General features: G+C 71.8%; 24 protein-coding genes. 17 read left to right on the top strand and 7 right to left on the bottom strand.

The genetic code is table 11. The features are described from left to right. Window positions 1–78: 78 nt before the first annotated feature. Together ACVCAG_RS24030 and ACVCAG_RS24025 are read right to left on the bottom strand one after the other, a co-directional pair. Complete coding sequence (locus tag ACVCAG_RS24030) at window positions 79–483, bottom strand: hypothetical protein (RefSeq protein WP_440084884.1); 405 nt, start codon at window positions 481–483, stop codon at window positions 79–81. 143 nt (window positions 484–626) lie between these two features. Continuing rightward, a complete protein-coding gene (locus ACVCAG_RS24025; protein ID WP_440084883.1) occupies window positions 627–914 on the bottom strand; it encodes a DUF1330 domain-containing protein in 288 nt (95 codons plus the stop codon). 131 nt (window positions 915–1045) lie between these two features. On the opposite strand from ACVCAG_RS24025, the gene ACVCAG_RS24020 reads away from it, so the two are divergent. From ACVCAG_RS24020 to ACVCAG_RS23980, 9 genes are all read left to right on the top strand, one after another. After that, window positions 1046–1393, top strand: coding sequence for a helix-turn-helix domain-containing protein (locus ACVCAG_RS24020; protein WP_440084882.1), 348 nt, complete (start codon window positions 1046–1048; stop codon window positions 1391–1393). A gap of 167 nt (window positions 1394–1560) precedes the next feature. After that, window positions 1561–1770, top strand: coding sequence for a ubiquitin-like protein Pup (locus ACVCAG_RS24015; RefSeq protein WP_435288038.1), 210 nt, complete (start codon window positions 1561–1563; stop codon window positions 1768–1770). An 888-nt stretch (window positions 1771–2658) separates the two neighbouring features. Beyond that, complete coding sequence (prcB, locus tag ACVCAG_RS24010) at window positions 2659–3477, top strand: proteasome subunit beta (protein ID WP_440066545.1); 819 nt, start codon at window positions 2659–2661, stop codon at window positions 3475–3477. A 25-nt stretch (window positions 3478–3502) separates the two neighbouring features. Beyond that, window positions 3503–4306, top strand: coding sequence for a proteasome subunit alpha (prcA, locus tag ACVCAG_RS24005; RefSeq protein WP_440084881.1), 804 nt, complete (start codon window positions 3503–3505; stop codon window positions 4304–4306). Between the two features lie 160 nt (window positions 4307–4466). Continuing rightward, on the top strand, window positions 4467–5123 hold the full coding sequence (locus tag ACVCAG_RS24000; RefSeq protein ID WP_447190318.1) for a hypothetical protein: 657 nt from the start codon (window positions 4467–4469) through the stop codon (window positions 5121–5123). Window positions 5124–5294: 171 nt separating this feature from the next. Then, window positions 5295–6653, top strand: a complete 1359-nt coding sequence (pafA, locus tag ACVCAG_RS23995; RefSeq protein ID WP_030904553.1) for a Pup--protein ligase — start codon at window positions 5295–5297, stop codon at window positions 6651–6653. Window positions 6654–6748: 95 nt separating this feature from the next. Beyond that, entirely contained in the window at window positions 6749–7702 is a 954-nt protein-coding gene (locus tag ACVCAG_RS23990) for an FKBP-type peptidyl-prolyl cis-trans isomerase (RefSeq protein WP_440084879.1), read from the top strand. Window positions 7703–7950: 248 nt separating this feature from the next. Further along, window positions 7951–8592 carry a helix-turn-helix transcriptional regulator gene (locus tag ACVCAG_RS23985; RefSeq protein ID WP_440084878.1) on the top strand — a complete coding sequence of 214 codons (642 nt, stop codon included), beginning with the start codon at window positions 7951–7953 and terminating at the stop codon, window positions 8590–8592. A gap of 32 nt (window positions 8593–8624) precedes the next feature. After that, window positions 8625–9101: a DUF3291 domain-containing protein gene (locus tag ACVCAG_RS23980; RefSeq protein ID WP_440085036.1), complete on the top strand. Its 477-nt coding sequence runs from the start codon at window positions 8625–8627 to the stop codon at window positions 9099–9101. Here the strand turns inward: ACVCAG_RS23980 and ACVCAG_RS23975 are convergent. Further along, a complete protein-coding gene (locus tag ACVCAG_RS23975) occupies window positions 9047–10210 on the bottom strand; it encodes a DUF3866 family protein (RefSeq protein ID WP_440084877.1) in 1164 nt (387 codons plus the stop codon). The two genes, ACVCAG_RS23980 and ACVCAG_RS23975, sit on opposite strands and share 55 nt — an antisense overlap. 39 nt (window positions 10211–10249) lie before the next feature. Between ACVCAG_RS23975 and ACVCAG_RS23970 the strand changes: the two genes are divergently transcribed. From ACVCAG_RS23970 to ACVCAG_RS23940, 7 genes are all read left to right on the top strand, one after another. Then, a complete protein-coding gene (locus ACVCAG_RS23970) occupies window positions 10250–11206 on the top strand; it encodes a WYL domain-containing protein (protein WP_440084876.1) in 957 nt (318 codons plus the stop codon). Further along, window positions 11203–12159 (top strand): helix-turn-helix transcriptional regulator, encoded by a 957-nt coding sequence (locus ACVCAG_RS23965; protein ID WP_362686156.1) that lies wholly within the window; start codon window positions 11203–11205, stop codon window positions 12157–12159. Before ACVCAG_RS23970 ends, ACVCAG_RS23965 begins: the two co-directional genes overlap by 4 nt. Before the next feature lie 36 nt (window positions 12160–12195). Continuing rightward, the gene (locus ACVCAG_RS23960; RefSeq protein WP_440084875.1) at window positions 12196–12441 is read left to right on the top strand and encodes a hypothetical protein; all 246 of its coding nucleotides are present in this window, start codon (window positions 12196–12198) and stop codon (window positions 12439–12441) included. A gap of 9 nt (window positions 12442–12450) precedes the next feature. After that, window positions 12451–12780: a Sec-independent protein translocase subunit TatA gene (gene tatA, locus ACVCAG_RS23955; RefSeq protein ID WP_440084874.1), complete on the top strand. Its 330-nt coding sequence runs from the start codon at window positions 12451–12453 to the stop codon at window positions 12778–12780. Between the two features lie 58 nt (window positions 12781–12838). After that, window positions 12839–13777 carry a twin-arginine translocase subunit TatC gene (tatC, locus tag ACVCAG_RS23950; protein WP_440084873.1) on the top strand — a complete coding sequence of 313 codons (939 nt, stop codon included), beginning with the start codon at window positions 12839–12841 and terminating at the stop codon, window positions 13775–13777. A gap of 17 nt (window positions 13778–13794) precedes the next feature. Beyond that, a complete protein-coding gene (locus ACVCAG_RS23945) occupies window positions 13795–14670 on the top strand; it encodes a YegS/Rv2252/BmrU family lipid kinase (protein WP_440084872.1) in 876 nt (291 codons plus the stop codon). A 104-nt stretch (window positions 14671–14774) separates the two neighbouring features. Continuing rightward, window positions 14775–17504: a DEAD/DEAH box helicase gene (locus tag ACVCAG_RS23940; RefSeq protein ID WP_440084871.1), complete on the top strand. Its 2730-nt coding sequence runs from the start codon at window positions 14775–14777 to the stop codon at window positions 17502–17504. A gap of 106 nt (window positions 17505–17610) precedes the next feature. On the opposite strand, the gene ACVCAG_RS23935 is transcribed toward ACVCAG_RS23940, so the two are convergent. The 3 genes from ACVCAG_RS23935 to ACVCAG_RS23925 form a co-directional block, all read right to left on the bottom strand. Continuing rightward, window positions 17611–19038, bottom strand: coding sequence for an RNB domain-containing ribonuclease (locus ACVCAG_RS23935; protein ID WP_447190317.1), 1428 nt, complete (start codon window positions 19036–19038; stop codon window positions 17611–17613). Between the two features lie 80 nt (window positions 19039–19118). After that, window positions 19119–20021, bottom strand: coding sequence for a 5'-3' exonuclease H3TH domain-containing protein (locus tag ACVCAG_RS23930; RefSeq protein ID WP_440084869.1), 903 nt, complete (start codon window positions 20019–20021; stop codon window positions 19119–19121). A gap of 17 nt (window positions 20022–20038) precedes the next feature. Then, window positions 20039–21223, bottom strand: coding sequence for a SpoIIE family protein phosphatase (locus tag ACVCAG_RS23925; RefSeq protein WP_440084868.1), 1185 nt, complete (start codon window positions 21221–21223; stop codon window positions 20039–20041). 258 nt (window positions 21224–21481) lie between these two features. Here ACVCAG_RS23925 and ACVCAG_RS23920 point away from each other — a divergent pair, with 258 nt between their 5' ends. Continuing rightward, on the top strand, window positions 21482–22597 hold the full coding sequence (locus ACVCAG_RS23920; protein WP_440084867.1) for a M24 family metallopeptidase: 1116 nt from the start codon (window positions 21482–21484) through the stop codon (window positions 22595–22597). A gap of 57 nt (window positions 22598–22654) precedes the next feature. On the opposite strand, the gene ACVCAG_RS23915 is transcribed toward ACVCAG_RS23920, so the two are convergent. Continuing rightward, the gene (locus tag ACVCAG_RS23915; RefSeq protein ID WP_440084866.1) at window positions 22655–23473 is read right to left on the bottom strand and encodes an APH(3'') family aminoglycoside O-phosphotransferase; all 819 of its coding nucleotides are present in this window, start codon (window positions 23471–23473) and stop codon (window positions 22655–22657) included. Window positions 23474–23863 lie beyond the last annotated feature (390 nt).

Here is a 23863-nt window from a genome sequence, read left to right as displayed (position 1 = left end):
ATCCCCGGGTGACGATGCTCACACGGGGGCGTACGGGCTCGCGGGGCACGTGCGAGACCGCACAGGTCATGCGGAGGCTCACACGAGGCCGATGCCGAGCAGCAGCGTGCCGGCGCCCAGTGACACCCCTCCCGCCGGGACCAGCCAGATCAACCTGTTCGGCTTCGTGTCGGAGGGGCGCACCACGGACAGGAAGAAGCCCAGCGGCATCAGGATGGGCGCCGCCACGATCAGGACCCGGGACAGGTCCTTCAGGCCGCCGGACAGGTCGGCCTGATCGATGTAGAGCAGCGCGACGAGCGCGAAGAGCACGAGGACGCCCGCGTGCGCGTGCCCGGCCCGCCACAGGCCGCGCCGCACCGGATTGTCCAGGTACCCGGGGACTCCGCGCATGATCTGCGAGAGCAGGGAGACCCCGCCGAAGGCCACGGCGGGCACGGTGATGAGGAGTATTCCCGCTGTGTTCAGCGACGACGGCGACATGGGGGGACCTCTCGTTGGATAGTGAAGCTAGCCAATTATTGGATAGGAGTGCTATCCAGTCAAGGGCGGGCGCATTCGCTTCGACGTCCCGGAGGGCTCCCTGTCCGGCGGGCCCGGCCGGTTCGGCCGGTCGCCGAGGGGGGTCAGGCGGCGTCGATGAGGACGGCGCTGGCGCGGGCGAAGGTGTGCCGGAACTCCTTGAGCGGCCTGTACTCGGCGGAGTTGTAGAAGTCCAGCACGCTCTGCTTGTCGGGGAACTCCAGGATGACCGCGATCGCGGGCTCGTGGTCGCTCTCCAGGGCGATCGGGGCGGTGTCGCGCCTGATCGGCCGGCCGCCGAAGCGCGCCACGACGGACAGGGTCTCCCTCTCGTATCGGGCCATCTTCTCCTCGTCGTCCGGCGTGACGGTTATGACCATGTAGGTGCTCATGTCGTTCCCTCTCCAAACTGTTTGCTAGTACGTGAACTATGAAACAGTCCGGCGGGGGAGAAGGCAAGCCGATCGGTTGTGAGGCTGCTCACAACGCTTCGTCACTTTGCGCAGACGCGTACAATCGAGATATGAAGGCGTTCGTTCACCCCGCCCGCGAAGACCTGCGCCTGGACGCCGTCCTGGAGGCTCTCGCCCACCCCCTGCGCCTGCGGATCGTCGGGCGCCTCGCCGACGGGGAGGAGCTGACCTGCTCCACCACCCTGCCCGACGTCAACGCCTCGACGGCCAGTCGTCACTGGCGGGTGCTGAGGGAGGGCGGCATCCTGTGGGCGCGGCGCGAAGGGCGCATCATCACCCACACCCTGCGGCGCGAGGACCTCGACGCCCGCTTCCCCGGTCTGATCGACACCGTCATCGCCGCCGTCGACGACGGTGAGATGGGAGCGCATCCATCGGATGGAGCCGCTGTCGGATGAAAGGCGCCCGGATTCGCCTCGATGCCTCGGGGAAGGTTTCCTGGCGGGCAGGACCTCGGCACGGCCCGTTCGGGCTCCCGTAAAGATCGCGGGACGATCCGCGCGCAATGTCGCCCGGTTCGGGGAAGATATGAATCAGATCCGTCCCCCAGGTGGAGGTGCCACACATGGCAAGCAAGGACACCGGCGGCCAGAAGCAGACCGGCCGTACCGACAAGGAGGTCGAGGAGACCGCCGCGGCGGAAACCTCCGACGTCCAGGAGCGTCACGAGAAGCTCTCCGATGACGTCGACGCGATCCTCGACGAGATCGACGAGGTCCTTGAGGAGAACGCCGAGGAGTTTGTGAGGAGTTACGTGCAGAAGGGCGGACAGTAGGTCCGTCCGGCCGAACCCAGGTCAGGGGTGAGGGCGGATCCGGCGAGGAGCCGGCAGACCCGTCCTGACCGCGGGCCCGGCCCGGCGCCCGCCGGGCCCGGCAGGCGGGTGACGTGCGGCCGTCCCCCGCCGGGAGCGCCTTTCCAGGTGCTCCGCCCGCGAACGCCGCGAACACGTTGAGCCGACAGGGGGGACCCCTCCGGGAATGGTTCCCGGAGGGAACGAGAACCGTCCGGGGTACGAAGCGGGAAGGCGCGGGCCGAATCCGGTCGCGATCGTTCCCGGCCCGGCGGGCCGGCCCTTTCCCGCCGGCCCCGCCACCTCCGTGGCGAGAGCCCGCGCGGCGAAGGGCCGCGAGCACCGGCACCCCGCGAAGTCCTTCCGCGAGCACCGCCCCGCCGCCCTCCGTGAGTGCCGTCCTGCCTTCCGTGAGCGCCGCCCCGCCGCCTTTCGTGGGGACGCCCCCGTTCCTTCCGCGAGGAAGGCCCTCGCGCCTTTCGCGGGCGCTGTCACGCGTCTTCCGCGAAGGAACTCCGCCTGCGCCCCCTCGGGCCGCTCAGGCCTCCCTCGGGCGCTCGCCCGCGCTTCCCCTCGGGAGCCGCCCCTGTCCTCCGGCAGGACCGGTCCCCGCCTCCTCCGCGGTCCGGGCGAGACGCCGCCTCCTCCGCCTCCGCCGCCCCTCGTCCTCGCCGCGTCCGGCGGGATCCGCGACGGTTCCGGCGACCGGGACCGATCACCCGTAAAGATTCAAAAGCCTGCTGCGGGGGGTTCGCGCTGAGCTGATCCAGGGAAGTGCAAGCAGCACGGCAAGATGAGTAAGGTCAGGCCTTAAAGGACTGCACCTTTGGAGGGAGTCGCGTGGGATCTCACAGGGACCTGCCCGCCGGCATGGTGAATCACATCTTTACCGACACCGGGAGCTCCTCGTTCACCGAGTTCGTCAGGTCCCATTCGCCGGACTTGCTGCCTGGCCGTAACGAGACCCTGGCAACCCCGGTGGGCGATCAGATCCCGCATGCCACCACGATCGTGGCGGCCATGTGCGCCGGTGGCGTGGTGATCGCGGGAGACCGCCGGGCGACCTCCGGCAACATCATCTCCCAGCGTGACATGGAAAAGGTGTTCCGCACCGACGACCACTCGGGCATGGGCATCGCCGGGGCGGCGAGCACCGGCATCGAGATGGCCCGCCTCTATCGGGTGGAGCTCGAACACTACGAGAAGCGCGAGGGCCGCACGCTCTCGGTGGCGGGCAAGGCCAACCGGCTCGCCACGATGATCCGCGGCAACCTGCCGATGGCGATGCAGGGGCTCGTGGTCGTCCCGCTCTTCGCCGCCTACGACCCCGACGTCGACGGCGGCCGCATCTTCAGCTACGACGTGGGCGGCGGTCCCTACGAGCAGCGTCACCACCACGCGATCGGATCCGGGTCGATCTTCGCGCGGGGCTCTCTGAAGAAGCTCTACCGCGAGGGCGCCTCACCCGAGGACACCGTGCTGACGCTGATCCAGGCCCTCTACGACGCGGCCGACGACGACTCGGCGACCGGCGGCCCGGACGTGATCCGCAAGATCTGGCCCGTCGTCGCGGTGATCACCGCCGACGGGTACCACCGGCTTCCCGACGAGGAGGTCGGAGAGCTCGTCCGGGTCGTGGTCGAATCCCGGGCGGAACGCCCCGACGGCCCCGCCGCCCCGCTGCGCTAACACGAGAGGATCACCCCAGGTGTCCATGCCTTTTGGATATGTCTCGCCCGAGCAGCAGATGCGGGACAAGGCGGACTACGCGCGCAAGGGGATCGCGCGGGGCCGTAGCGTCGTCGTCCTGCAGTACGAGGACGGCATCCTGTTCGTCGCGCCCAACCCGTCCCGTGCCCTGCACAAGATCAGCGAGATCTACGACAAGATCGGGTTCGCCGCGGTCGGCCGCTACAACGAGTTCGAGGCCCTGCGCCTCGGCGGCATCCGATACGCCGACATCAACGGCTACACCTACGCCCGCGACGACGTCACCGCCCGTGGTCTGGCCAACCTCTACGCGCAGAACCTCGGCCAGATCTTCACCGAGTCGCTGAAGCCGTTCGAGGTGGAGATCGTGGTCGCCGAGGTCGGCGACTCCTCCGACGAGGACCACATCTACCGGCTGACCTTCGACGGCTCGGTCTTCGACGAGGCGGGCCTGGTGGCCATGGGCGGCCAGGCCGAGACGGTCGCGGGCCGCCTCAAGGAGCGCTACCGCGACGGCCTGTCGCTGGCCGAGGCGCTGGAGGCGGCGCTGTTCGCGCTGACCGAGCCGGGAGGCGAGCGCTTCCCGGCGGGCCAGCTGGAGGTGGCGGTGCTCGACCGCAACCGGCCGCACCGCAAGTTCCTGCGGCTCAACGGCCCCAGGCTGGAGCGGCTGCTGGCCGACGGAGCCCCCGCCGCAGAGTCGGCCGCCCAGGCGGCCAGGGACGAGAGCCCCCTCTCCGCGCCCGAGACGCCCGGCGCCCCGCCGACCGCGCCCGACGGCGACATCGACACCGGATCCAGCGGCTGACCGCGTCCACCGGTGACACCGAGCGCCGCCCCCGCCAGGGGGGCGGCGCTCCGTTGTGTCCTGGATCACATCGCCTTCGGACAACCGATCCCGTCCCGCGGTGGTCACAGTCCGCGTGAAGAACAGTACATCCCGGGCCTGGGCCGGGCTCGTTCCCGTTTTGACCGCTCCCGCCGTCCCGCGACGACGCGGTGCGGCGCTCGCCCTGCTCGCGGCGGTGGCGCTGGCGCCCGGCTGCGCCGCCGAAACCGCCCCCGCCCCGTCCCCCGCCGCGGCCTCCTCCGCGTCCGTCCCCTCCGCGTCCGCTTCGACGGGCACGCAGGACCCCGCGGCGGAGCCCACCCCGGTCTCCACGCCCGCGGCCACCCCCGAGCTCTTCGGTACCGAGTTCCAGGCCGCTCCCGAGCACGACTGGAGCAGGGGGCGGCCGCCGCCCTTCGAGGGCGTCCTGCGGGGCTGGCTCACCGACGTGGACGACAACGGGGTGGCCGAGTACCGGCCCATCCGCTTCGTCCAGCGCGACGGCGAGGACGGCCACTTCGACGGTCCCGAGGAAGGCGACGTGGTCCGCTACCTGGCGCCCATCGCCGAGGACGTGCGGTTCCTCGCGGACAGCGGCTGCGACGGCGCGTCGCAGACCTACGACAAGGCCACCGGCCTCGGCACCGAGAGCTGCTCCCGCCAGACGCTGATCGACAACGTCAGGGAGGCCGCCTCCCTGACCGGGGTCGAGGGCCTCCACCGGCCGGCCCTGATCACCACCGAGAACGGCAGGATCACCAAGGTTGTCGAGATCTTCTGGCAGGGCGGAGGCTGACCGGGACCGCCGATCCCGGCGCCTCCGCGTCACCCGCGCCCGGCGGGAGCCGGGCGCGGGCCGTGTCCGCCCCTGTCCGCGCTTAGCCGCTCACAGCCCGGGGCATAAGCCGTACGACCGAAAACCCCATGATCCCTCCCGCGAGAGGGGTTCGGCGAATAGTGTGAGGCAATGGATCGTCGCATCTTCGGGCTTGAGAACGAGTACGGCGTCACCTGCACGTTCAGGGGGCAGCGGCGGCTGTCACCCGACGAGGTAGCGCGTTATCTATTCCGCCGTGTCGTCTCCTGGGGCCGATCGAGCAACGTCTTCCTGCGCAACGGGGCACGCCTGTATCTCGACGTGGGCAGCCACCCCGAGTACGCCACCCCCGAGTGTGACAACGTCGTGGAGCTCGTCACCCACGACAAGGCGGGCGAGCGCATCCTGGAGGGCCTCCTCGTCGACGCCGAGAAGCGTCTCCGCGAGGAGGGCATCGCCGGGGACATCTACCTGTTCAAGAACAACACCGACTCCGCGGGCAACTCCTACGGCTGCCACGAGAACTACCTGGTCGGCCGGCACGGCGAGTTCGGCCGCCTGGCCGACGTGCTGATCCCGTTCCTGGTCACCCGGCAGATCATCTGCGGGGCGGGCAAGGTGCTGCAGACCCCGCGGGGAGCGGTCTACTGCGTCTCCCAGCGGGCCGAGCACATCTGGGAGGGCGTCTCCAGCGCCACCACCCGGTCGCGCCCGATCATCAACACCCGCGACGAGCCGCACGCCGACGCCGAGCGGTTCCGCCGCCTGCACGTCATCGTCGGCGACTCCAACATGAGCGAGACGACCATGCTGCTCAAGGTCGGCGCGACCGACCTGGTGCTCCGCATGATCGAGGCGGGCACCGTGATGCGTGACCTGTCCCTGGAGAACCCGATAAGGGCCATCCGCGAGGTCTCCCACGACATGACCGGGCGGCGGCGGGTCCGGCTGGCCAACGGCCGCGAGGCGTCCTCGCTGGAGATCCAGGAGGAATACCTCTCCAAGGCCCGCGACTTCGTCGACCGCCGCGGTGGCGACGAGATCAGCCACCGGGTGCTGGAGCTGTGGGAGCGCACCCTCAACGCGGTCGAGACGGGCAACCTCGACAAGGTCGCCCGCGAGATCGACTGGGTGACCAAATACCAGCTGATCGAGCGCTACCGCAAGAAGTACGACCTGCCGCTGTCGAGCCCCAGGGTCGCCCAGCTCGACCTCGCCTACCACGACGTGCACCGCCGCCGTGGCCTGTTCTACCTGCTGCAGAAGCGCGGCGCGGTCGAGCGGGTGGCCTCCGATCTGAAGATCTTCGAGGCCAAGTCGGTGCCGCCGCAGACCACCCGGGCCCGGCTGCGCGGTGAGTTCATCCGCAAGGCGCAGGAGAAGCGGCGCGACTTCACCGTCGACTGGGTGCACCTGAAGCTCAACGACCAGGCGCAGCGCACCGTGCTGTGCAAGGACCCCTTCCGCAGCGTCGACGAGAGGGTGGACAAGCTCATCGCCGGAATGTGACGGTCATACTTCGGCAAGCTCGTCCCGGCCTTACCTCCTCCGTACGCCGGGACGGGTAGTGTGGCGCGAACCTGACGTCTGCTTGAGGGATACCTATGCGCCGCCGCAGCATGGCCGTACTGGCCGCAGTTCCCCTGATGTTCGCCGCAGCATGTGGCTCCGGCGGAGGCGTGGCCACCGGCGCCTCCAGTCCCGCCAGCAGCAGCGGGGTCACCGAGCTGCAGGTAACCGGGCAGGCCGGAGCCAAGCCGACCGTCGCCTTCCCGACCAAGGTCGTCGAGACCTCCTCCTACAAGGTGCTCACCCCCGGCACCACCGGCGAGGCCGCCAAGCTCGGCACCAGCGTGATCGCCAACTTCACCGTCTTCACCTGGGACGGCAAGGAGAACAAGATCGCCGGTTCGACCTACGACGAGGGCGGGCCGCAGGTCATCACGCTCAACGAGCAGGTCCCGGAGATCCTCCGCAAGGGCTTCGCCGAGACCAAGGGCGGCGGCAGGTTCATGTCGGTCGTCGCCAAGGACGCGCTGCCCGCCGAGCAGCAGGCGCAGGCCCCTCCGGGCCAGTCGCAGGTCTTCGTGGTCGACGTGGTGGGCGTCCCCCAGGCCAAGGCCGCCCAGGGCACCGCGACCGACCCCGGCGTCGACGGGATCAAGGTGGAGAACCCCGGTGGCGACGCCGCGCCGAAGCTCACCACCAAGACCAAGAAGAAGGCTCCCAAGGAGCTCGTCGCCAAGACCGTGATCAAGGGCACCGGCCCCGAGGTCAAGACCGGCCAGTCGATCCTGGTGCAGTACGCCGGGAAGATCTGGGGATCGGACGTCGAGTTCGACAGCAGCTGGTCCCGCGGCGCCCAGCCGATCATGTTCCCGATCGGCTCCGGCAAGGTCATCAAGGGCTGGGACCAGGGCCTGGTCGGCGTCCCGGTCGGCAGCCGGGTGCTGCTGAGCGTCCCGCCGGACCTCGGTTACGGCAAGGCGGGCAGCGGAGAGAAGATCAAGGGCACCGACACCCTCGTCTTCCTGGTCGACGTGCTGGGCGCCTACTGATCCCGCCAACCCGCTGATCCGGCGTTCCGTCTCCGGCGAGGCCCACCGGGCCGTCGCCGGGGCGACCCGCCCCATCCGGAGCCCGGCCGTGCGCGCACGGCCGGGCTCCGTGCTTTCCCCGTGCTTTCCCGGTGCTTTCCCGGCCGGGTGCCCGGTCCGCGCGATCGTGCCGCCCGGGTCCGCGCACGAGCCGGGCGGCCCGCCGGGCGAGGGCCGGCCTCCGGGGGCCGCGGCCTACAATCCGGGCTGTGAGCGGCGACGACCTTGACACGGTGGCGGTACTTCACGACCCGGTGCGCCGGGCCGTCTACGACTATGTGGCCTCCCGGGGCCAGGACGTGGGGCGCAACGAGGCGGCCGAGGCGGTGGGGGTCCAGCGGACCCTGGCCGCCTTCCACCTCGACCGGCTCGTCGAGGCGGGCCTGCTCGAGGCGGGGTTCCGGCGGCTGACGGAGCGGACGGGACCCGGCAGCGGCAGGCCGGCGAAGGTCTACCGCAGGGCGCCGGGGGAGTGGCAGGTCAGCGTGCCGGCCAGGGACTACCGCACCCTCGCCCTGGTGCTGGCCGAGGCGGTCGAGCTGCTCGGCGGGGACGAGCGGGCCGAGCAGGCCGCCCGGCGCGCGGGGGCCCGGTCCGCAGGGGAGGGCGAGGATCTCGCCGGGGTGCTGCGGCGGCGCGGATACGAGCCGTACGAGGAGGACGGCCGGATGCGGCTGCGCAACTGCCCGTTCCACGTGCCGGCCGAGGAGCATCCGCTGCTGGTCTGCTCGATGAACCTGGAGCTGTGCCGCGGGCTGCTCGACGCGCTCGGGCGGGACGCCTCGGCGGCCAGCATGGACCCGCGCCCCGGGGAGTGCTGCGTCACCTTTTCTAAAAACAATGAAGATTGACATAGAAGGATCGGGGATGATCTGCTGTGTCCATGCATCTGGCCCAGCTGAACGTCGCCCACCCGCGCGCGCCCAAGGACTCCCCGGAACTGGCCTCCTTCATCGCGGGCCTCGACCCCATGAACCGGCTGGCCGAGGCCGATCCCGGCTTCGTGTGGCGGCTCAAGGGGGGTGACGGACCCGAAGACCTGATCGAGCACGAGTACGGCGACCACCTGATGATCACCTTCTCCGTGTGGAGGTCGCGCGACGCGCTGTGGAACTACGTCTACCGCAGCGGCCACCTGGCGTTCCTGCAGCGGCGCAGGGAGTGGTTCCTGCGCATCGCGGAGCCGTACTCGGTGATGTGGTGGATCCCCGAGGGGCACGAGCCGACGCTCGCCGAGGGGATGGAACGCCTGGAGAGGCTGAAGGCCGAGGGCCCCACGCCGGAGGCCTTCACCTTCAAGGAGTTCTACGACAGCAGCGAGGCCGCGTGGCGCCCGGCGGCGGCCGAGGCCAGGAAGTAGGCCAGGTCCTCCTCCAGCCCCCGGCCCATCGTCGACAGCCGCACCGGAGACCCCCGCAGCGCCTCGTGCAGCCCGTCCACCGGCACCTCGACCAGCTCGTGCCGCGCGGCGAGCGGGCGCGACTGCTCGGCCACCCGCCTGCCGAAGTCGCCGGGCAGCACGGGCACGGCGATCTGGGCCGGGGCGAGCGCCACCCGGCCGTAGGCGGTCAGCGAATGGTGCGACACGCCGATGTGGCGCTCGCGCAGATCGCCCTCGCTGACCCGCAGCGCCGCGACCGGGCGGCCTCCCAGGACGGCGGCGGCGTTGACCGCCTCGCCGGCCGAGACGCCGGAGAAACCCCAGCGGGTGCCGCTGCCCAGGTTGCCCGGCCCCTGCGTGACGATCGCGACGTCGGCCTCCAGGACGTGCCTGGCCGCCAGCAGGCCGGTGTGCGGGGTCACCACCTCCACGTCGCCGCCGAAGGCCTGGCCCGCCGTGACGACCCCGCACAGCCAGCCGGTCTCCCGCAGCCGCGCGCACGACATGGAGAACCAGGCGGGCAGCGCGCCCCCGTCGAGCATCACGTAGGCGACCCTGACGGGCTTTCCGCGCTCCCGGCCGCCGGATCCGCCCGCGGTCTCCCCGGCCTCGGACGGGTTCCGGCCGCCGGATCCGCCCGCGGATTTCCCGGACCCGGGCGGGGTGGTGCCGTACAGGCCGCAGAGGATCGCGGGCAGGGCCGAGTGCAGGTCAGCGACGATCACCGGCATGCCGTCCACGGAGTCGGCGTCGCGCAGGACCTCGTGGAAGGGCGAATCCTGCTCGTCCGCGCCGAGGACGGTGGCCTGCAACGGGGTGTAGCGTGCCTTCACCAGGTGTCCGGGGCCTTGAGGATCTTGTGGCAAACGGTCGGGAACAGCCACCACCATGGCGTAGCCTCCCGTACCGAGACCCATCGCGAGCGCGGTCGTGTTGAGCAGCACCACGTCACCGGGCTCCGGGCGTCCCACCAGGGCCGGGTAGGCGAGCGCGCGCGCCTCACCGTCCTCGGTGGTCACGTCGAGTTCCACCGCCCCCGGCCACTCGCGCCGGACCCGTACGACCTCGCCCCTGCGCCATCTGATCACGGGGGAAGGGTAGCGTCACTCGAACAGGGAGGAGGCCGGATGTCGCGCCGGAAGACCGAGCGGCTGCTCAATCTCGTGATCTGCCTGCTGGCCACGCGGCGGCCGCTCAGTGCCGAGCACATCCGCCAGGCGGTGCCGGGCTACGACGCCGACAACGACGAGGCCTTCCAGCGGATGTTCGAGCGGGACAAGAACGAGCTGCGGGAGATCGGCATCCCGATCGAGGTCCACAAGGACCCGTGGGAGGAGGATCCGGGCTACCGGATCGTCCGGTCGGCGTACGAGCTGCCGGAGATCACCCTGGAGCCCGACGAGGCCGCCGTGGTGGGCCTGGCGGCCCAGGTGTGGCAGCGGGCCAGCCTGGCCGAGGCGGCCAGCGGGGCGCTGCTGAAGCTGCGCGCCGGGGGCGTGCAGACCGACGAGGCCCACGGGGTGCTCGGCGGGGCGCTGGAGCTGCGCGTCGACACCCAGGACCCGTCCTTCCCCGCCCTGTGGGAGGCCGTGCGCGACCGGCGCGCGGTCCGGTTCGCCTACCGGGCGGCGGCCAGCCAGAACGTGCTGACCCGCACGGTGGAGCCGTGGGGCGTCGTCAGCCGCCGGGGCCGCTGGTACATGGTCGGCCACGACCGCGACCGGGACGCGCCGAGGGTCTTCCGGCTCAGCCGGATCAGCGGCACGGTCACCACCGTCGGCCGCCCCGGCGCCGTGGTGGTGCCCGAGGGCGTCGACATCAAGTCCATGGTCGGCTTCAGTGACGCCGCCGTCCGCGAGCGTACCGCCCTCATCCGGGTCAGGCGGGACACCTGCCAGGGGCTGCGCCAGGTGGCGAAGGCGGTGCGGCCCGCCGGCGACGGCTGGGACGAGCTGGACGTCGACTTCACCGACGCCGGCCGGCTGGCCGGGTGGATCGTGGGCTTCGCCGCGGACGCCGAGGTGGTCGGCCCGCCGGACGCCCGCGACGCGGTCATCTGCCGCCTGAAGGGAGCACTCGCGTGAGCACGGCCGATCGCCTGCCCAGGCTGCTGGCACTGGTCCCCTACCTGATGTCGCACCCCGGGGCCCAGGTGCCCGAGGTCGCGAAGATCTTCGGGCTGAGCGAGAAGCAGCTCATCGACGACCTGCAGCTGGTGTGGATGTGCGGGCTGCCCGGCCACACCCCCGGCGACCTGATCGACGTGTCGTGGGACGGCGGGGAGATCGTCATCGACAACGCCGAGACCATCGCCCGCCCGCTGCGGCTGGGCGTTGACGAGGCCAGCGCCCTGCTGGTCGCGCTGCGCCTGCTCGCCGAGATGCCGGAGTTCGGGGAGCGCGACGCGCTGGCCCGGGTCATCGCCAAGTTCGAGCAGGCCTCGGGCGAGGGCGCCGCGGCGGTCAGCAGCCAGGTCGCGGTGGAGGTCGACGCCGCGCCCGACGCGCTGCCCGTCGTCAACGAGGCGCTGCGGAGCCGCAGGCGGCTGTCGCTGCGCTACTACGTGCCGGGACGCGACGAGATCACCCCGCGCGAGGTCGATCCGATGCGCCTGGTCGTCGTGGACGGCCGCCCCTACCTGTCGGGCTGGTGCTACCGGGCCGAGGCGGTCCGGCTGTTCCGGCTGGACCGGATGCTCTCCGTCGACGTGCTCGACGTGCCCGCCGACCCGCCGGAGGACGCCGTGGCCGACGAGGTGACGCCCGGGGTGTTCCGGCCCTCGCCGACCGACGAGCTGGTGGAGCTGGAGCTGACCGCCGCGGGCCGCTGGGTCGCCGAGTACTACCCGTGCGAGCGGGTCGAGGAGCTCGGCGAGGGCCGCGTGCGGGTGGCCCTGCGGGCCAGGGACCAGGGCTGGCTGGTACGCCTGGCGCTGCGCCTCGGCGACACCGGCAGGGTGGTCTCGCCCGCCTCGCTGGACGCGAGCGTCCGGGCCGCGGCCACCGCCGCGCTGAATCGTTACGAGTCGGTTTCCTGACGTGTCTCCTGACGCACGGAGCTGGAGTCTCCCGACATGAGCTGGATCATCGCCGCGATCACGCTGACCCTCGCCGGGCTCGCCGTCCTGGCCTTCCTCGCCGTCCGCGTGCTGCGCGCGGCCGCCGAGCTGGGCCGCGAGGTAGACCGCACGCAGGGGAGGCTGGAACCCGTTCGCGTTCTGTTCGGCGAGCGTACGGCGATCGTACGGAGGCAAAGGGATGAGTCTGTCTCCAAGGGAGCGTACGATCGGGACCAAGAGACTGCACGTCGCCCGGCGTAAGGATGTGTAATGCCCAACCTCGGACCCACTGAGCTGATCATCATCGGCCTGATCCTGGTGCTGCTCTTCGGCGCCAAGAAGCTGCCGGAAGCCGCCCGCGGGCTCGGCCGGTCGCTGCGCATCTTCAAGTCGGAGACCGCCAAGCTCCGCGACGAGGACGAGCCGCAGACCACGACCGCCACGGTCGTCCAGGCGCAGCCCCAGCCCCCGGCCCCGGCTCCGCAGCCGATCCCGGCCGCGACCCAGGCACCGGCGCCGAGCGCCGAGGAGGAGGCCCGCCGCCTCGAGGAGCAGGCCGCCCGGCTGCGCGCCCAGGCCGGAGCGCCCAAGTCGCAGTGATCGGCGGTAGCCTGAAGATCTACCCTGATCATCCGACTCGTCACCCCAGGATTCGCGAATGGCGCTGCTGAAGTGGCCCAAACCGGGCCGGAACGGGGCGGCACCACCGCCCGCCGAGGCGGGCGACGGCCGCATGCCGCTCATGGAGCACCTGCGCGAGCTGCGTAACCGGCTGGTCATCGCCCTGCTCGGTCTGGTCGCCGGCATCATCGTCGGTTTCATCTTCTTCGACCCGATCTGGTCTTTCGTGTCGGCCCCCTACTGCGGGCTTCCCCAGGCGCAGGAGCTGCGGCCGGGTCAGTGCACGATGCTGATCCTCGGCGTCTTCGACTCCTTCTTCGTGAACCTCAAGGTCGCGGCGATGTTCGGCCTCGTGGTCTCGTCGCCGGTCTGGCTGTGGCAGATCTGGGGCTTCGTCACCCCGGGCCTGTACCGCAACGAGAAGCGCTACTCGATCCTGTTCATCATGCTGGCCGTGCCGCTGTTCCTCGCGGGCGCGGCGCTGGCCTACTTCGTGATGGACACGGGCCTGTCGATCCTGCTGGGCTTCGCCCCTCCGGGAACGCTGACCGGCATCACGATCGACGAGTATCTCGGCTATGCGCTGATCATGCTCATCGTGTTCGGCATCTCCTTCGAGCTGCCGCTGCTCATGGTGTTCCTGAACATCATCGGGGTGCTGCCGCACGCGCTGGTGGCCAAGCACCGCCGCATGGTCATCTTCATCATGTTCGTCTTCGGCGCGGTCGCCACCCCCGGTGGCGACCCGTTCACGATGATCGCGCTCGCCCTGCCGATGGTGGTGCTGTTCGCCCTGGCCGAGGGGTTCATGTACCTCAGGGAGAGAAGGCAGTCCAAGGGTGAGGACTTCTCCCACCTGTCCGACGACGAGGCCTCCTCGCTCGACGACGACCTCTCGCCCCTGGGCGACGTGGCCCCCGTCGGCGACCCGGCTCCTATCGATTCGAGAACGACCGACACCGATCCCGGCAGATAGGGGATAAGTTCCGGTCTGTGCCCGCAGAGATCGCAGTCCTCGTCAACCCCGCCGCCCGCGGCGGCCGTTCACGGGGACTGCTCTCCCCGGTGCTCGACCGCCTGAGGCAGGGCGGGCGCGAGGTCTCGGTGATCCTCGGAGACTCCGCCTCCGACGCCCTGGAACGCGCCTGCACGGCCGTGGCCGAGCAGCCGGAGGCGCTGGTGGCCTTCGGCGGCGACGGCCTGGTCCACCTGGCTCTCCAAGCGGTCGCGGGCAGCGGCGTGCCGCTGGGCGTCATCCCGGTGGGCACCGGCAACGACATCGCCGCCGCGCTCGGCATCCCCCTGAAGGCGCCGCTGGCCGCCGCCGACACCGTGCTGCGCGGGCGGGTGCGCACGGTCGATGCCGCGAAGGTGGGCGAGGACGAGTGGTTCGCCGGGGTGCTGGCCTGCGGTTTCGACTCCCGGGTCAACGAGCGGGCCAACACGATGACCTGGCCGCCCGGCATGGCCAGGTACCTGGTGGCCCTCGCCGAGGAGCTGCGCTCCTTCCGGCCCATCCCGTTCAGGATCGACCTGGACGGCGAGATCGTCGAGCGTGAGGCGATGCTGGTCGCGGTCGGCAACACCTCCTCCTACGGCGCCGGCATGCGCGTGTGCCCCGGTGCCGTCCCCGACGACGGCCTGCTGGACGTGACGATCCTCGGCGCCATCCCCAAGGGGGAGTTCCTGCGCGTCTTCCCCCGCGTCTACCGGGGCTCCCACGGCGCCCACCCCGCCGTCACCATGCGCCGCGCCCGCCGGGTGACCCTGGAGGCGCCGGGAGTGATCGCCTACGCCGACGGCGAGCGGGTCGGTCCCACCCCGCTGACGTGTGAGGTCGTCCCCGGCGCGCTGTCGGTCCTCGTCTAGGGGCCGCCCGGCGTCCGCCGGCGCCGTCCGAGCCCGTCCAGGACGGCGGAGCCCGGCAGAAAAGGGGGGACGGACCGGAATCCCGATATCGGTAGGCTGGACACATGACGACCCCAGCGGAACGATACGCTGCCTTCCGTCAGAGCCAGGCCGAGAGCGGGCCGGCGCTGACCTCGTTCCGCGGTCTGTACGACTTCGAGCTGGACGACTTCCAGCTCGACGCCTGCCGGGCGCTGGAGGCGGGAGACGGGGTCCTCGTGGCGGCCCCCACCGGTTCGGGCAAGACCGTCGTGGGTGAGTTCGCGGTGCACGTGGCCCTGGAGGAGGGCCGCAAGTGCTTCTACACCACCCCGATCAAGGCGCTGTCCAACCAGAAGTACAACGACCTGGTCAAGCGGTACGGCACGGACAAGGTGGGCCTGCTCACCGGTGACAACAGCGTCAACGGGGAGGCCCCGATCGTCGTCATGACGACCGAGGTGCTGCGCAACATGCTCTACGCCGGATCCTCCACCCTGGCGGGGCTCGGCTTCGTCGTCATGGACGAGGTCCACTACCTCGCCGACCGGTTTCGCGGCGCGGTCTGGGAAGAAGTGATCATCCACCTGCCCGAGTCGGTGCGCCTGGTCGCCCTGTCGGCCACGGTCAGCAATGCCGAGGAGTTCGGCGAGTGGATGGGCGAGGTCCGCGGCGACACCAGCGTCATCGTCGACGAGCACCGCCCGGTCCCGCTCTGGCAGCACATGCTCGTCGGCAGCCGCATCTACGACCTGTTCGTCACCGGCGACGAGGACCGGCGCCCCCAGATCAACCCGAACCTCCTGCGCATCGCCAGGGACGAGGAGCGGCAGGCGTACGGCAGGGGGCGGCGCGGCTACTCGCGGCCCCGCAGGAACGGCCCGCCGGACCGGGCCGCGGCCATCGAGCGCCTGGACGCCGACGCCCTGCTGCCCGCGATCACCTTCATCTTCTCCAGGGCCGGCTGCGACGCCGCCGTCATGCAGTGCCTGCACGACGGCATCCGGCTCACCACCGACGCCGAGCGCCACGAGATCCGGCAGATCGTCGACGAGCGCACCGCGCACCTGCCCGACGAGGACCTGGGCGTGCTCGGCTACCTGGAGTGGCGCGACGCCCTGGAGCGCGGCCTGGCCGCCCACCACGCGGGCATGCTCCCGGCCTTCAAGGAGGTCGTCGAGGAGCTGTTCACCCGGGGCCTGGTCAAGGCCGTGTTCGCCACCGAGACCCTCGCGCTGGGCATCAACATGCCCGCCCGCTCCGTGGTGATCGAGAAACTCGACAAGTGGAACGGCGAGACCCACGCCGACCTCACGCCCGGCGAGTACACCCAGCTCACCGGACGGGCCGGGCGCCGCGGCATCGACGTGGAGGGCCACGCGGTCGTCCACTGGCAGCCGGGCACCGACCCGCTCCAGGTCGCCGGCCTGGCCAGCACCCGCACCTACCCGCTGCGCTCCAGCTTCCGACCCTCGTACAACATGGCGGTCAACCTGGTCGGCCAGGTGGGCAGGGAGCGGGCCAGGACCCTCCTGGAGTCCTCGTTCGCGCAGTTCCAGGCCGACCGGGCCGTGGTCGGCATCGCCAAGCAGGTGCGCCGCGCCGAGGAGGCCCTGGAGGGCTACCGCCAGGCGATGACCTGCCACCTGGGCGACTTCGAGGAGTACGCCGCGATGCGCAGGGCCCTGTCCGACCGGGAGGCCGAGCTGTCGCGCCAGCGCGGCGCGGCCCGCAGGACGCAGGCGCTGCGCTCGCTGGAGGCCCTCAAACCCGGCGACATCATCAGGGTCCCCGGCGGGCGCCGCGCGGGTCTCGCCGTCGTCCTCGACCCCGGCCTCAACTCCAGGGGCGAGGGCCCGTCCCCGCTGGTGCTGACCATCGGCAAGCAGGTCAAGAAGCTGTCGCCGGCCGACTTTCCCGTCCCGGTGGAGCCGGTCGAGCACCTGCGCATCCCGAAGAACTTCAACGCCCGCTCGCCCAAGGAGCGGGCCAACCTGGTCTCCTCCGTGCACGCCAAGATCGGCGACCGCGACTTCGGCAAGCCCGTCAGGGCGCGCGACCACGCCGCGGAGGACGACGAGATCACCCGCCTGCGCCGGGAGATCCGCCGGCACCCCTGCCACGGGTGCGACGAGCGCGAGGACCACGCCCGCTGGGCCGAGCGCTACTACAAGCTGCTCCGCGAGACCGAGGGGCTGCGCCGCCGGGTCGAGGGCCGCTCCCACGTCATCGCCCGCACCTTCGACAAGGTCTGCGGGGTGCTCGACCAGCTCGGCTACCTCGACGGCGAGAGCGTCACCGCCGAGGGCCGCCGCCTGGCCCAGCTCTACACCGAGCTGGACCTGCTGACCGCCGAGTGCCTGCGCGCGGGGCTTTGGAACGACCTGGACCCGGCCGAGCTGGCCGCGTGCGTGTCGTCACTGGTCTTCGAGTCGCGGCAGGCCGACGACGCCCGCCAGCCCAGGATCCCCGCGGGAGCGGCCCAGAAGACGCTGGCGGACATGGTCCGCCTCTGGGGCGAGCTGGAGTCGATCGAAGGCGACCACGGCCTGTCGTTCATCAGGGAGCCCGACTTCGGCTTCGCCTGGGCGGCCTTCCGCTGGGCCAAGGGCCACACCCTGGACGCCGTGCTCCGCGACGGCGTCGCCGGCTCGGAGCTGGCCGCCGGAGACTTCGTCCGCTGGACCAAGCAGCTGCTCGACCTCCTCGGCCAGATCTCCGACGCGGCCCCGGCGGGGAGCAAGGTCAAGCAGACCGCGGGCAAGGCGATGGACTCCCTGCGGCGCGGGGTGGTGGCCTACTCGTCCCTCACCTGATCCCGGTCCCCGGCCTGGGCCGTCTTCGGTCCCGGCCGGGCGGTTCGCCAGGCCCCGCCGGGTGCGGCGGGGCCGGACGGAGCCGGACAGGACTCCGCGAGGGGGCTCAGGCCAGGCTGAAGCGGACCTCGCGGGAGGTCGGGTTGGCGCGCGTCAGCCGCACGCGTACGGTCTCTCCCAGCGGGAGCCCCTCGCCGTCGCAGCGGGCCACCACCGCCGGGTCGGTGACCTGCACCTGGCCCCACGGCCGGTCCTCGGCCACGTCGATCACCACGGCCTCGAACGTCTGGCCCACCCGTTCGCGCAGCACGAAGGCCTCCACCAGGTCCACGCACGCCCGCTCGACGCCGCCCGCGCGGCGCCCGGTGGCGTGCATGATCTCCGGCAGCTCGCCCATGGCCCGCTGGACGTCCTGCGGCACCGGCTCGCCCGCCGCGACGGCCAGGCAGATCTCCGTGGCGTAGCGGTCGATGAGGCGGCGCAGCGGGGCGGTCACGTGCGCGTACGGCGCGCCCACGGCGGCGTGCTCCGCCTGCGCGGGCGGCTCGCCGTTGAAGGCGACGTATCCGGCGCCGCGCAGCAGCACCGTCGACTCCTGCAGGAACGCGGCCTGCTCGGGGATCTTCGGGTCGAGGGAGTGCACGACGTCGCCGTACCCCGCGCCCTCGGGCCAGGGCACGCCGAGAGCGGCGGCCACCCGGCGCACCTGGGCGATCCTCTCCGCCGGGGCGGGCGGCAGCACCCGCAGCAGGCCGATCTCGGCGTCCAGCATCATGGCGGCGGCGGCCATGCCCGTCAGCAGCGAGATCTGCGCGTTCCACGCCTCGGCGTCCAGCGGGGCGCGCAGCTCCACCCGGTAGCCGTCACCGTCGGGGACGACCTCCTGGTCGGGGGTGGGCAGCGTCACGCCGCCCCTGGCCCGCTCCTGGGCCAGCCTGAGCCGGCCGATCTCGGCCAGCAGCCGCAGCGTGCCGTCGGCGGTGCCGGTGTCGATGGCGGCCTGCGCGTAGTCGTAGTCGAGCCGCTCGCGGCTGCGTACCAGCGCCCTGGTCACGTCCGCGCCCACGATCAGGCCTTCGGCGTCCAGGTCGACGCACCACAACGCGGCGGGCCGCGTCACGCCGGGCAGCAGGCTCGCGGCGCCCTCGGACAGGACGGGCGGATGCAGCGGCACGCGCCCGTCGGGCATGTAGACCGTCTCGCCGCGGGCGCGGGCCTCGGCGTCGATCGCGCCGCCGGGCCTGACGAACGCCCCGACGTCGGCGATGGCGTACCAGACGCGGTAGCCGCCGGGCTGCTCCTCCAGGTGCACGGCCTGGTCGAGGTCCATCGCTCCCGGGGGGTCGATGGTGATCAGCGGCAGATCGGTCCGGTCGAGCCGGGGCAGGGCGGGCACCTCGGCGACCCACTCGGCCTCGTCGATCACCGCCCGGGGGAAGCCCTCGGGCAGTTTCATCTCACGACGGATCCGTTCGAAACCGTCGTCGAGCCGCGGATGGGACGCTCCGGGCACCCGGATGCTCTTGTGAGGCACAGGGAGCAACCTACCGGCTCCCGGCGGGCCACCCCACCGGCCGGCCGGGGCGATGCCGGCCGGCGCGGCCGGGGGCCAGGTCAGAGCGCGGAGGTCAGGCGCTCCAGGGGCCCGGAGAGGCCGTAGCGCTCGCTCAGCGCCGCCAGGGCCTCCGGGTCCCGCGGCTTGGCGGGAAGCGCGATGTCGACCTCGGGGAGGGGGGCGTCGCGGGCGACCTGGACCACGCCGGGGGCCGCCCGCAGGTACTCGCGGGCCGCCGAAAGCTTGGCGCGCTGTCCGGCGGTCAGGTCACCGGCTCCCTCGCCCCCGTCGGCGGCGCGCAGCAGGGCCTCCAGCGAGCCGAACCGGGTGATCAGGGCCGCCGCGGTCTTGTCGCCCACCCCCGGCACGCCCGGCAGCCCGTCGCTGGGGTCGCCGCGCAGGGTGGCGAAGTCGGCGTAGGAGCGGCCGGGGATGCCGTACTTCTCGGCGACGGCGGCCTCGTCGACCGCCTGGAGGTTCTTGACCCCCCTGGCGGTGTAGAGGATCCGGACCGGACGGGAGTCGTCGACCAGCTGGAACAGGTCGCGGTCGCCGGTGACGACGTCGACCTGGCCGCTCGCGCGCGCGGTGAACGTGCCCATCACGTCGTCGGCCTCGTAGCCGGGCACGCCGACGCGGGCGATGCCCACCGCGTCGAGCACCCGCTCGATCACCGGCACCTGCGGGGCGAGCGTGTCGGGGGTCTCCTCGGCGCCGCCCTCGGCGACCCGGTGGGTCTTGTACGTCGGGATGGCCGCCACCCGGAAGGCCGGGCGCCAGTCGGCGTCCATGCAGGCGACGAGCTCGGCGGGGGAGTGCCGCCGGATCAGCATGGCGATCATGTCGATGACTCCGCGCACCGCGTTGACGGGCATCCCGTCGGGCGCGGTCATCGACTCGGGGATGCCGTAGAAGGCACGGTAGTAAAGGGAGGGGGTGTCGAGAAGCATCAGGCCGGGCATGGCGACCATTTAACCAATCAGCCGAGTACCCCGATCGCCAGAACGCAGGTGTCGTCCTCGGGGTTGGGTCCGCCGATCACCTCGATGAGCCGGTCGAGCCCGTCGTCCAGATCGCCCCTCAGCAGGGCCGCGGCCTCCATGGTCAGCGCCAGGCCCTCGTCGATGTCGCGGGTGCGCCGCTCCACCAGCCCGTCGGTGAACAGCAGCAGGAGATCGCCCTCCCGCAGCTCGACCCCGGCCAGCTCGTACGGCTCGTCGGGGGTGGCGCCCAGCAGCACCCCGGCGGGCGGGTCGAGCTGGGTGGCCGTGCCCTCGCGGACCAGGATCGGCGCCGGATGCCCCGCCTGCCCCCAGGTGAACGTCCTCGTGGCCGGGTCGAGGTGGCCGACGACCGCGGTCGCCGTCGTCTCGGGCATCCGGTGCAGCACGAGGTCGTTGAGCCAGGCCAGCAGCCTGTCGGGGGAGTGGCCGGTCATCGCGAGGCCGATCAGGGCGTGGCGCAGCTGGGCCATCTGGGAGATCGCGGCCATCCCGTGCCCGGACACGTCGCCGATGGCGAGCAGCACCCTGCCGTCGGACAGGGGAACGGCGTCGTACCAGTCGCCGCCCAGGCCGGGCTTGACCCCCGCCGCCACGTAGCGGACCGCGATGCGCGCGTGCGGCAGGTCGATGGTGTCGCCCAGCCCCGGCATGATCGCCTCGCGCAGTGCCACGCTCATGTCGTGCTCCTCCGCGGCCTGCTCGCGGACCCGCAGCAGCTTGCTGCGCGACTCCGACATGATCCGCTCGGCGCGGCGACGGCAGGTGATGTCCTGCACGACGCCGTGCACGGCGGGATGCCCGCCGTGCACGACGAGGTCGAACGCGGCGCGCAGGTGCCGGAGCTCCCCGTGGCGGCGGATGCGGAACTCGGCCTCCCCGGCCTCGGCCCGGTGCACGACGGACCACAGCAGCCGGTCGAGGTCGGGCCGGTCGGCCGTCTCGACGTGACCGGGCAGGTCGCGCAGGTGGATCGGGCCGTCACCGGGGGCGCGGCCGAATATGGTGTACGCCTGGGCGGACCAGGTGGACTCTCCGGTCTGGAGATTCCACTCGGCCCAGCCCATCTCGCCCAGGCGCTCCGCGTGTGCCAGGCGTGCGGTGAGGAGTTGTCGCTCCACGGCCATGTGCTCGTCCGGCTCGCCGCGCAACCGCTGCACCATCTCAGCGGCGGTCGACGGGGCCTGACCGGTCACATGGTCGTTTCGTGGGTGGAGGGGTGGCTGGTGGCCGCCCACTACGCCGACCATGTAGCTCGCTCTCGAAATGTGTGGCTTTACGGATATTTTGCCAACAAAATGTGATCGTACTTCAACAGATTGTAGTGGCGGAGTCGCCTTCGTGCCTTCCTTTCCCGGACTTTCGGTTTCCGGGGCCGGCCCGGATGCATGGTCGTTCCGCCCGGGATTAGATTGGTCGTCGTGACGACGGAGCCCTCTGACCTCTATCCCGTGACCCGCCTGGCCGCCGCCCGCGAGGCGGCCGCCGCCGCCGGGCTCGACGCGCTGCTGCTCACCCCCGGTCCCGACCTTCGCTACGTGACCGGTTACGAGGCCCTGCCGCTGGAGCGGCTCACCTGCCTGGTGCTTCCGGCCGAAGGCGAGGCGTTCCTGATGGTGCCCCGCCTGGAGCTGCCCGCGGCCGAGCACTCCCCGGCGTCGCGGCTCGGCGTCGAGTTCGTCCCCTGGGACGAGACCGACGACCCGTACGCGGTCGTCGGCAAACGTCTGGGCGCGGTCCGCAGGGTCGGCCTCGCCGACCGGATGTGGGCGATGCAGTCGCTGCGCCTGCGCGACGCGATCCCCGGCGCGGAGCAGGTGCTCGCCGGGACCGTCCTGCGCGGGCTGCGGATGCGCAAGAGCCCGGCCGAGGTGGCGGCGCTGCGCGCGGCGGGCGCCGCGATCGACGCCGTCCACGCCCAGGTGCCCGACTTCCTGCGGGCCGGCAGGACCGAGCGGGAGATCGGCAGGGACATCGCCGAGGCGATCATCGCGGCGGGCCACTCCACCGTCGACTTCGTCATCGTCGGCTCCGGGCCCAACGGCGCCAGCCCGCACCACGAGCTGTCGGACCGCGTCGTCCGGGAGCGCGAGCCGATCGTGGTCGACATCGGGGGCCAGATGCCCGACGGCTACTGCTCCGACTCCACGCGCGTCTACGCCGTCGGCGAGCCCCCGGCCGGCTTCCTGAAGTACTACGAGGTGCTCAGGCGGGCCCAGCAGGCGGCCTGCGACGCCGTGGCCCCCGGGGTGACGTGCGAGGCGGTCGACGCCGCCGCGCGCGACGTGATCGCCGCCGAGGGCTACGGCGACTACTTCATCCACCGCACCGGCCACGGCATCGGCCTGGAGACCCACGAGGAGCCCTACATCGTCGCGGGCAACACCGAGCCGCTGGCGCCCGGCTTCGCCTTCTCCGTCGAGCCGGGAATCTACCTGCCGGGGGCCCACGGCGCCCGCATCGAGGACATCCTCGTCTGCACCGACGAGGGCGGCGAGCGGGTCAACCACCGCCCTCGCGAGCTGGTGGTCGTCTAGGCGGTCTCGTTCGGATCGGCCGGTCGTCGGTCCGCCCGATGATCCCCGCAAAATCGATCAGCCCCAGGTGAGCGGGTCGAGATGGAGGTAAAAGCGCAGACGGTCGTGGTCCAGGGCGATGCCGTACCTCTCGGCGAACGCCGCGTCCGCGGCCCGCCCCCGCTCCTCGTCCTCCCATGTCTCCCGCGCGTTGGCGAGCAGCAACGCCAGGTCGGCGTGGCGGTCGGCCTGTCCGAGGCGGCCCAGGTCGACGAAGCCCGACACGTCCAGGGTCCGCGGGTCGAGGATGATGTTGGGCAGGCACAGGTCCCCGTGGCAGACGACCGTGTCGGCGGCCTCCTGCTCCCGTCGCCGTGGCACCTGCCGGGTGAGGCGGTCCAGCAGTTCCCCGGGGGGCGTGTGCCGCTGCTCGACGGGGAGAAACCCCGGGTTGACGGCGTCACGGGCCACGACGCCGCGCGCCACGGCGACCATGGCGTCCAGGTCCCGGCGGAACGGGCACTGCGGCACCGGCACCTCGTGCAGTCGGCGGACCGCGTCCGCGATGCGTTCCCAGGCGGCCCGTAGGTTCTCGGCGGGCACCTGATCAGCAGATATGCCGGGAACGGCGCTGGTCATCAGGCAGGCGCCCACGTCGCCGGAGTGCCAGTCGAGCACTCGGGGACCAGGTACACCCTGATCGTTCAGCCATGCGATCCGGTCACGCTCGGCCTTCAGGTCGGCCGCATCAGCGGCAGGCACGCATTTGGCATACCGGGTGGCGTCCGCGTCGCGAAAGACGGCGGCTCCGGACTCGCCCGCGGTGACAGGCGACCAGTCGCCACCCACGCCGAGCAGCGCCGGCGGCATGGCCCGAGGTCCGGAATGATCACTCATGGCGGCCACTTTAGCCAGCTCGGCACATCGGCCCGGGACCGCGGGACCTCTGCCGCCACCACGTACCCGGCGTACGGCAAGGCGTGATCCGCACGAAACGGCCTGGAAGGCCACTGAAGATCTTGTTCCTGTGGCGGTGCTCCCGGTCGGCCGTGGTTCGCGCGGCGGGCGGCCGACGCACCGGCCGGTGGAGAACGCCCCGCGCCGCGGGTTTCGCCGCGGTGACACCACCGACGGAACGTGGTGCCCGGCCGGGCGGGTCACGGTGCTGTCGGCGGTGTCACCACGGTGATCCCGCTCCCCCGGCACCGAGCACATGGCACGAGATCGGCACCGGGGGCGTGAGGGCTGCGCCGCGGATCCGCGGATCCGCGGTCACGTCGAGACGAC

This window comes from Streptosporangium sp. G12 (genome assembly GCF_052983175.1).
The sequence above is the reverse complement of the archived record's forward strand: the minus strand, read 5'-3'. Positions and strand labels throughout refer to the sequence as shown.

Bases quoted from the DNA above. Each gene is read 5' to 3' on its own strand.
- prcA (WP_440084881.1), top strand. From the start codon at position 3,503: ATGCCTTTTGGATATGTCTCGCCCGAGCAGCAGATGCGGGACAAGGCG.
- ACVCAG_RS23930 (WP_440084869.1), bottom strand. From the start codon at position 20,021: ATGCCCGGCCTGATGCTTCTCGACACCCCCTCCCTTTACTACCGTGCC.
- ACVCAG_RS24015 (WP_435288038.1), top strand. From the start codon at position 1,561: ATGGCAAGCAAGGACACCGGCGGCCAGAAGCAGACCGGCCGTACCGAC.
- ACVCAG_RS23940 (WP_440084871.1), top strand. From the start codon at position 14,775: ATGACGACCCCAGCGGAACGATACGCTGCCTTCCGTCAGAGCCAGGCC.
- ACVCAG_RS23990 (WP_440084879.1), top strand. From the start codon at position 6,749: ATGCGCCGCCGCAGCATGGCCGTACTGGCCGCAGTTCCCCTGATGTTC.
- tatA (WP_440084874.1), top strand. From the start codon at position 12,451: ATGCCCAACCTCGGACCCACTGAGCTGATCATCATCGGCCTGATCCTG.
- ACVCAG_RS23925 (WP_440084868.1), bottom strand. From the start codon at position 21,223: ATGGTGCAGCGGTTGCGCGGCGAGCCGGACGAGCACATGGCCGTGGAG.
- ACVCAG_RS24030 (WP_440084884.1), bottom strand. From the start codon at position 483: ATGTCGCCGTCGTCGCTGAACACAGCGGGAATACTCCTCATCACCGTG.
- ACVCAG_RS24025 (WP_440084883.1), bottom strand. From the start codon at position 914: ATGAGCACCTACATGGTCATAACCGTCACGCCGGACGACGAGGAGAAG.
- pafA (WP_030904553.1), top strand. From the start codon at position 5,295: ATGGATCGTCGCATCTTCGGGCTTGAGAACGAGTACGGCGTCACCTGC.
- ACVCAG_RS23960 (WP_440084875.1), top strand. From the start codon at position 12,196: ATGAGCTGGATCATCGCCGCGATCACGCTGACCCTCGCCGGGCTCGCC.
- ACVCAG_RS23915 (WP_440084866.1), bottom strand. From the start codon at position 23,473: ATGAGTGATCATTCCGGACCTCGGGCCATGCCGCCGGCGCTGCTCGGC.
- ACVCAG_RS23980 (WP_440085036.1), top strand. From the start codon at position 8,625: ATGCATCTGGCCCAGCTGAACGTCGCCCACCCGCGCGCGCCCAAGGAC.
- tatC (WP_440084873.1), top strand. From the start codon at position 12,839: ATGGCGCTGCTGAAGTGGCCCAAACCGGGCCGGAACGGGGCGGCACCA.
- ACVCAG_RS23970 (WP_440084876.1), top strand. From the start codon at position 10,250: ATGTCGCGCCGGAAGACCGAGCGGCTGCTCAATCTCGTGATCTGCCTG.
- prcB (WP_440066545.1), top strand. From the start codon at position 2,659: ATGGTGAATCACATCTTTACCGACACCGGGAGCTCCTCGTTCACCGAG.
- ACVCAG_RS24020 (WP_440084882.1), top strand. From the start codon at position 1,046: ATGAAGGCGTTCGTTCACCCCGCCCGCGAAGACCTGCGCCTGGACGCC.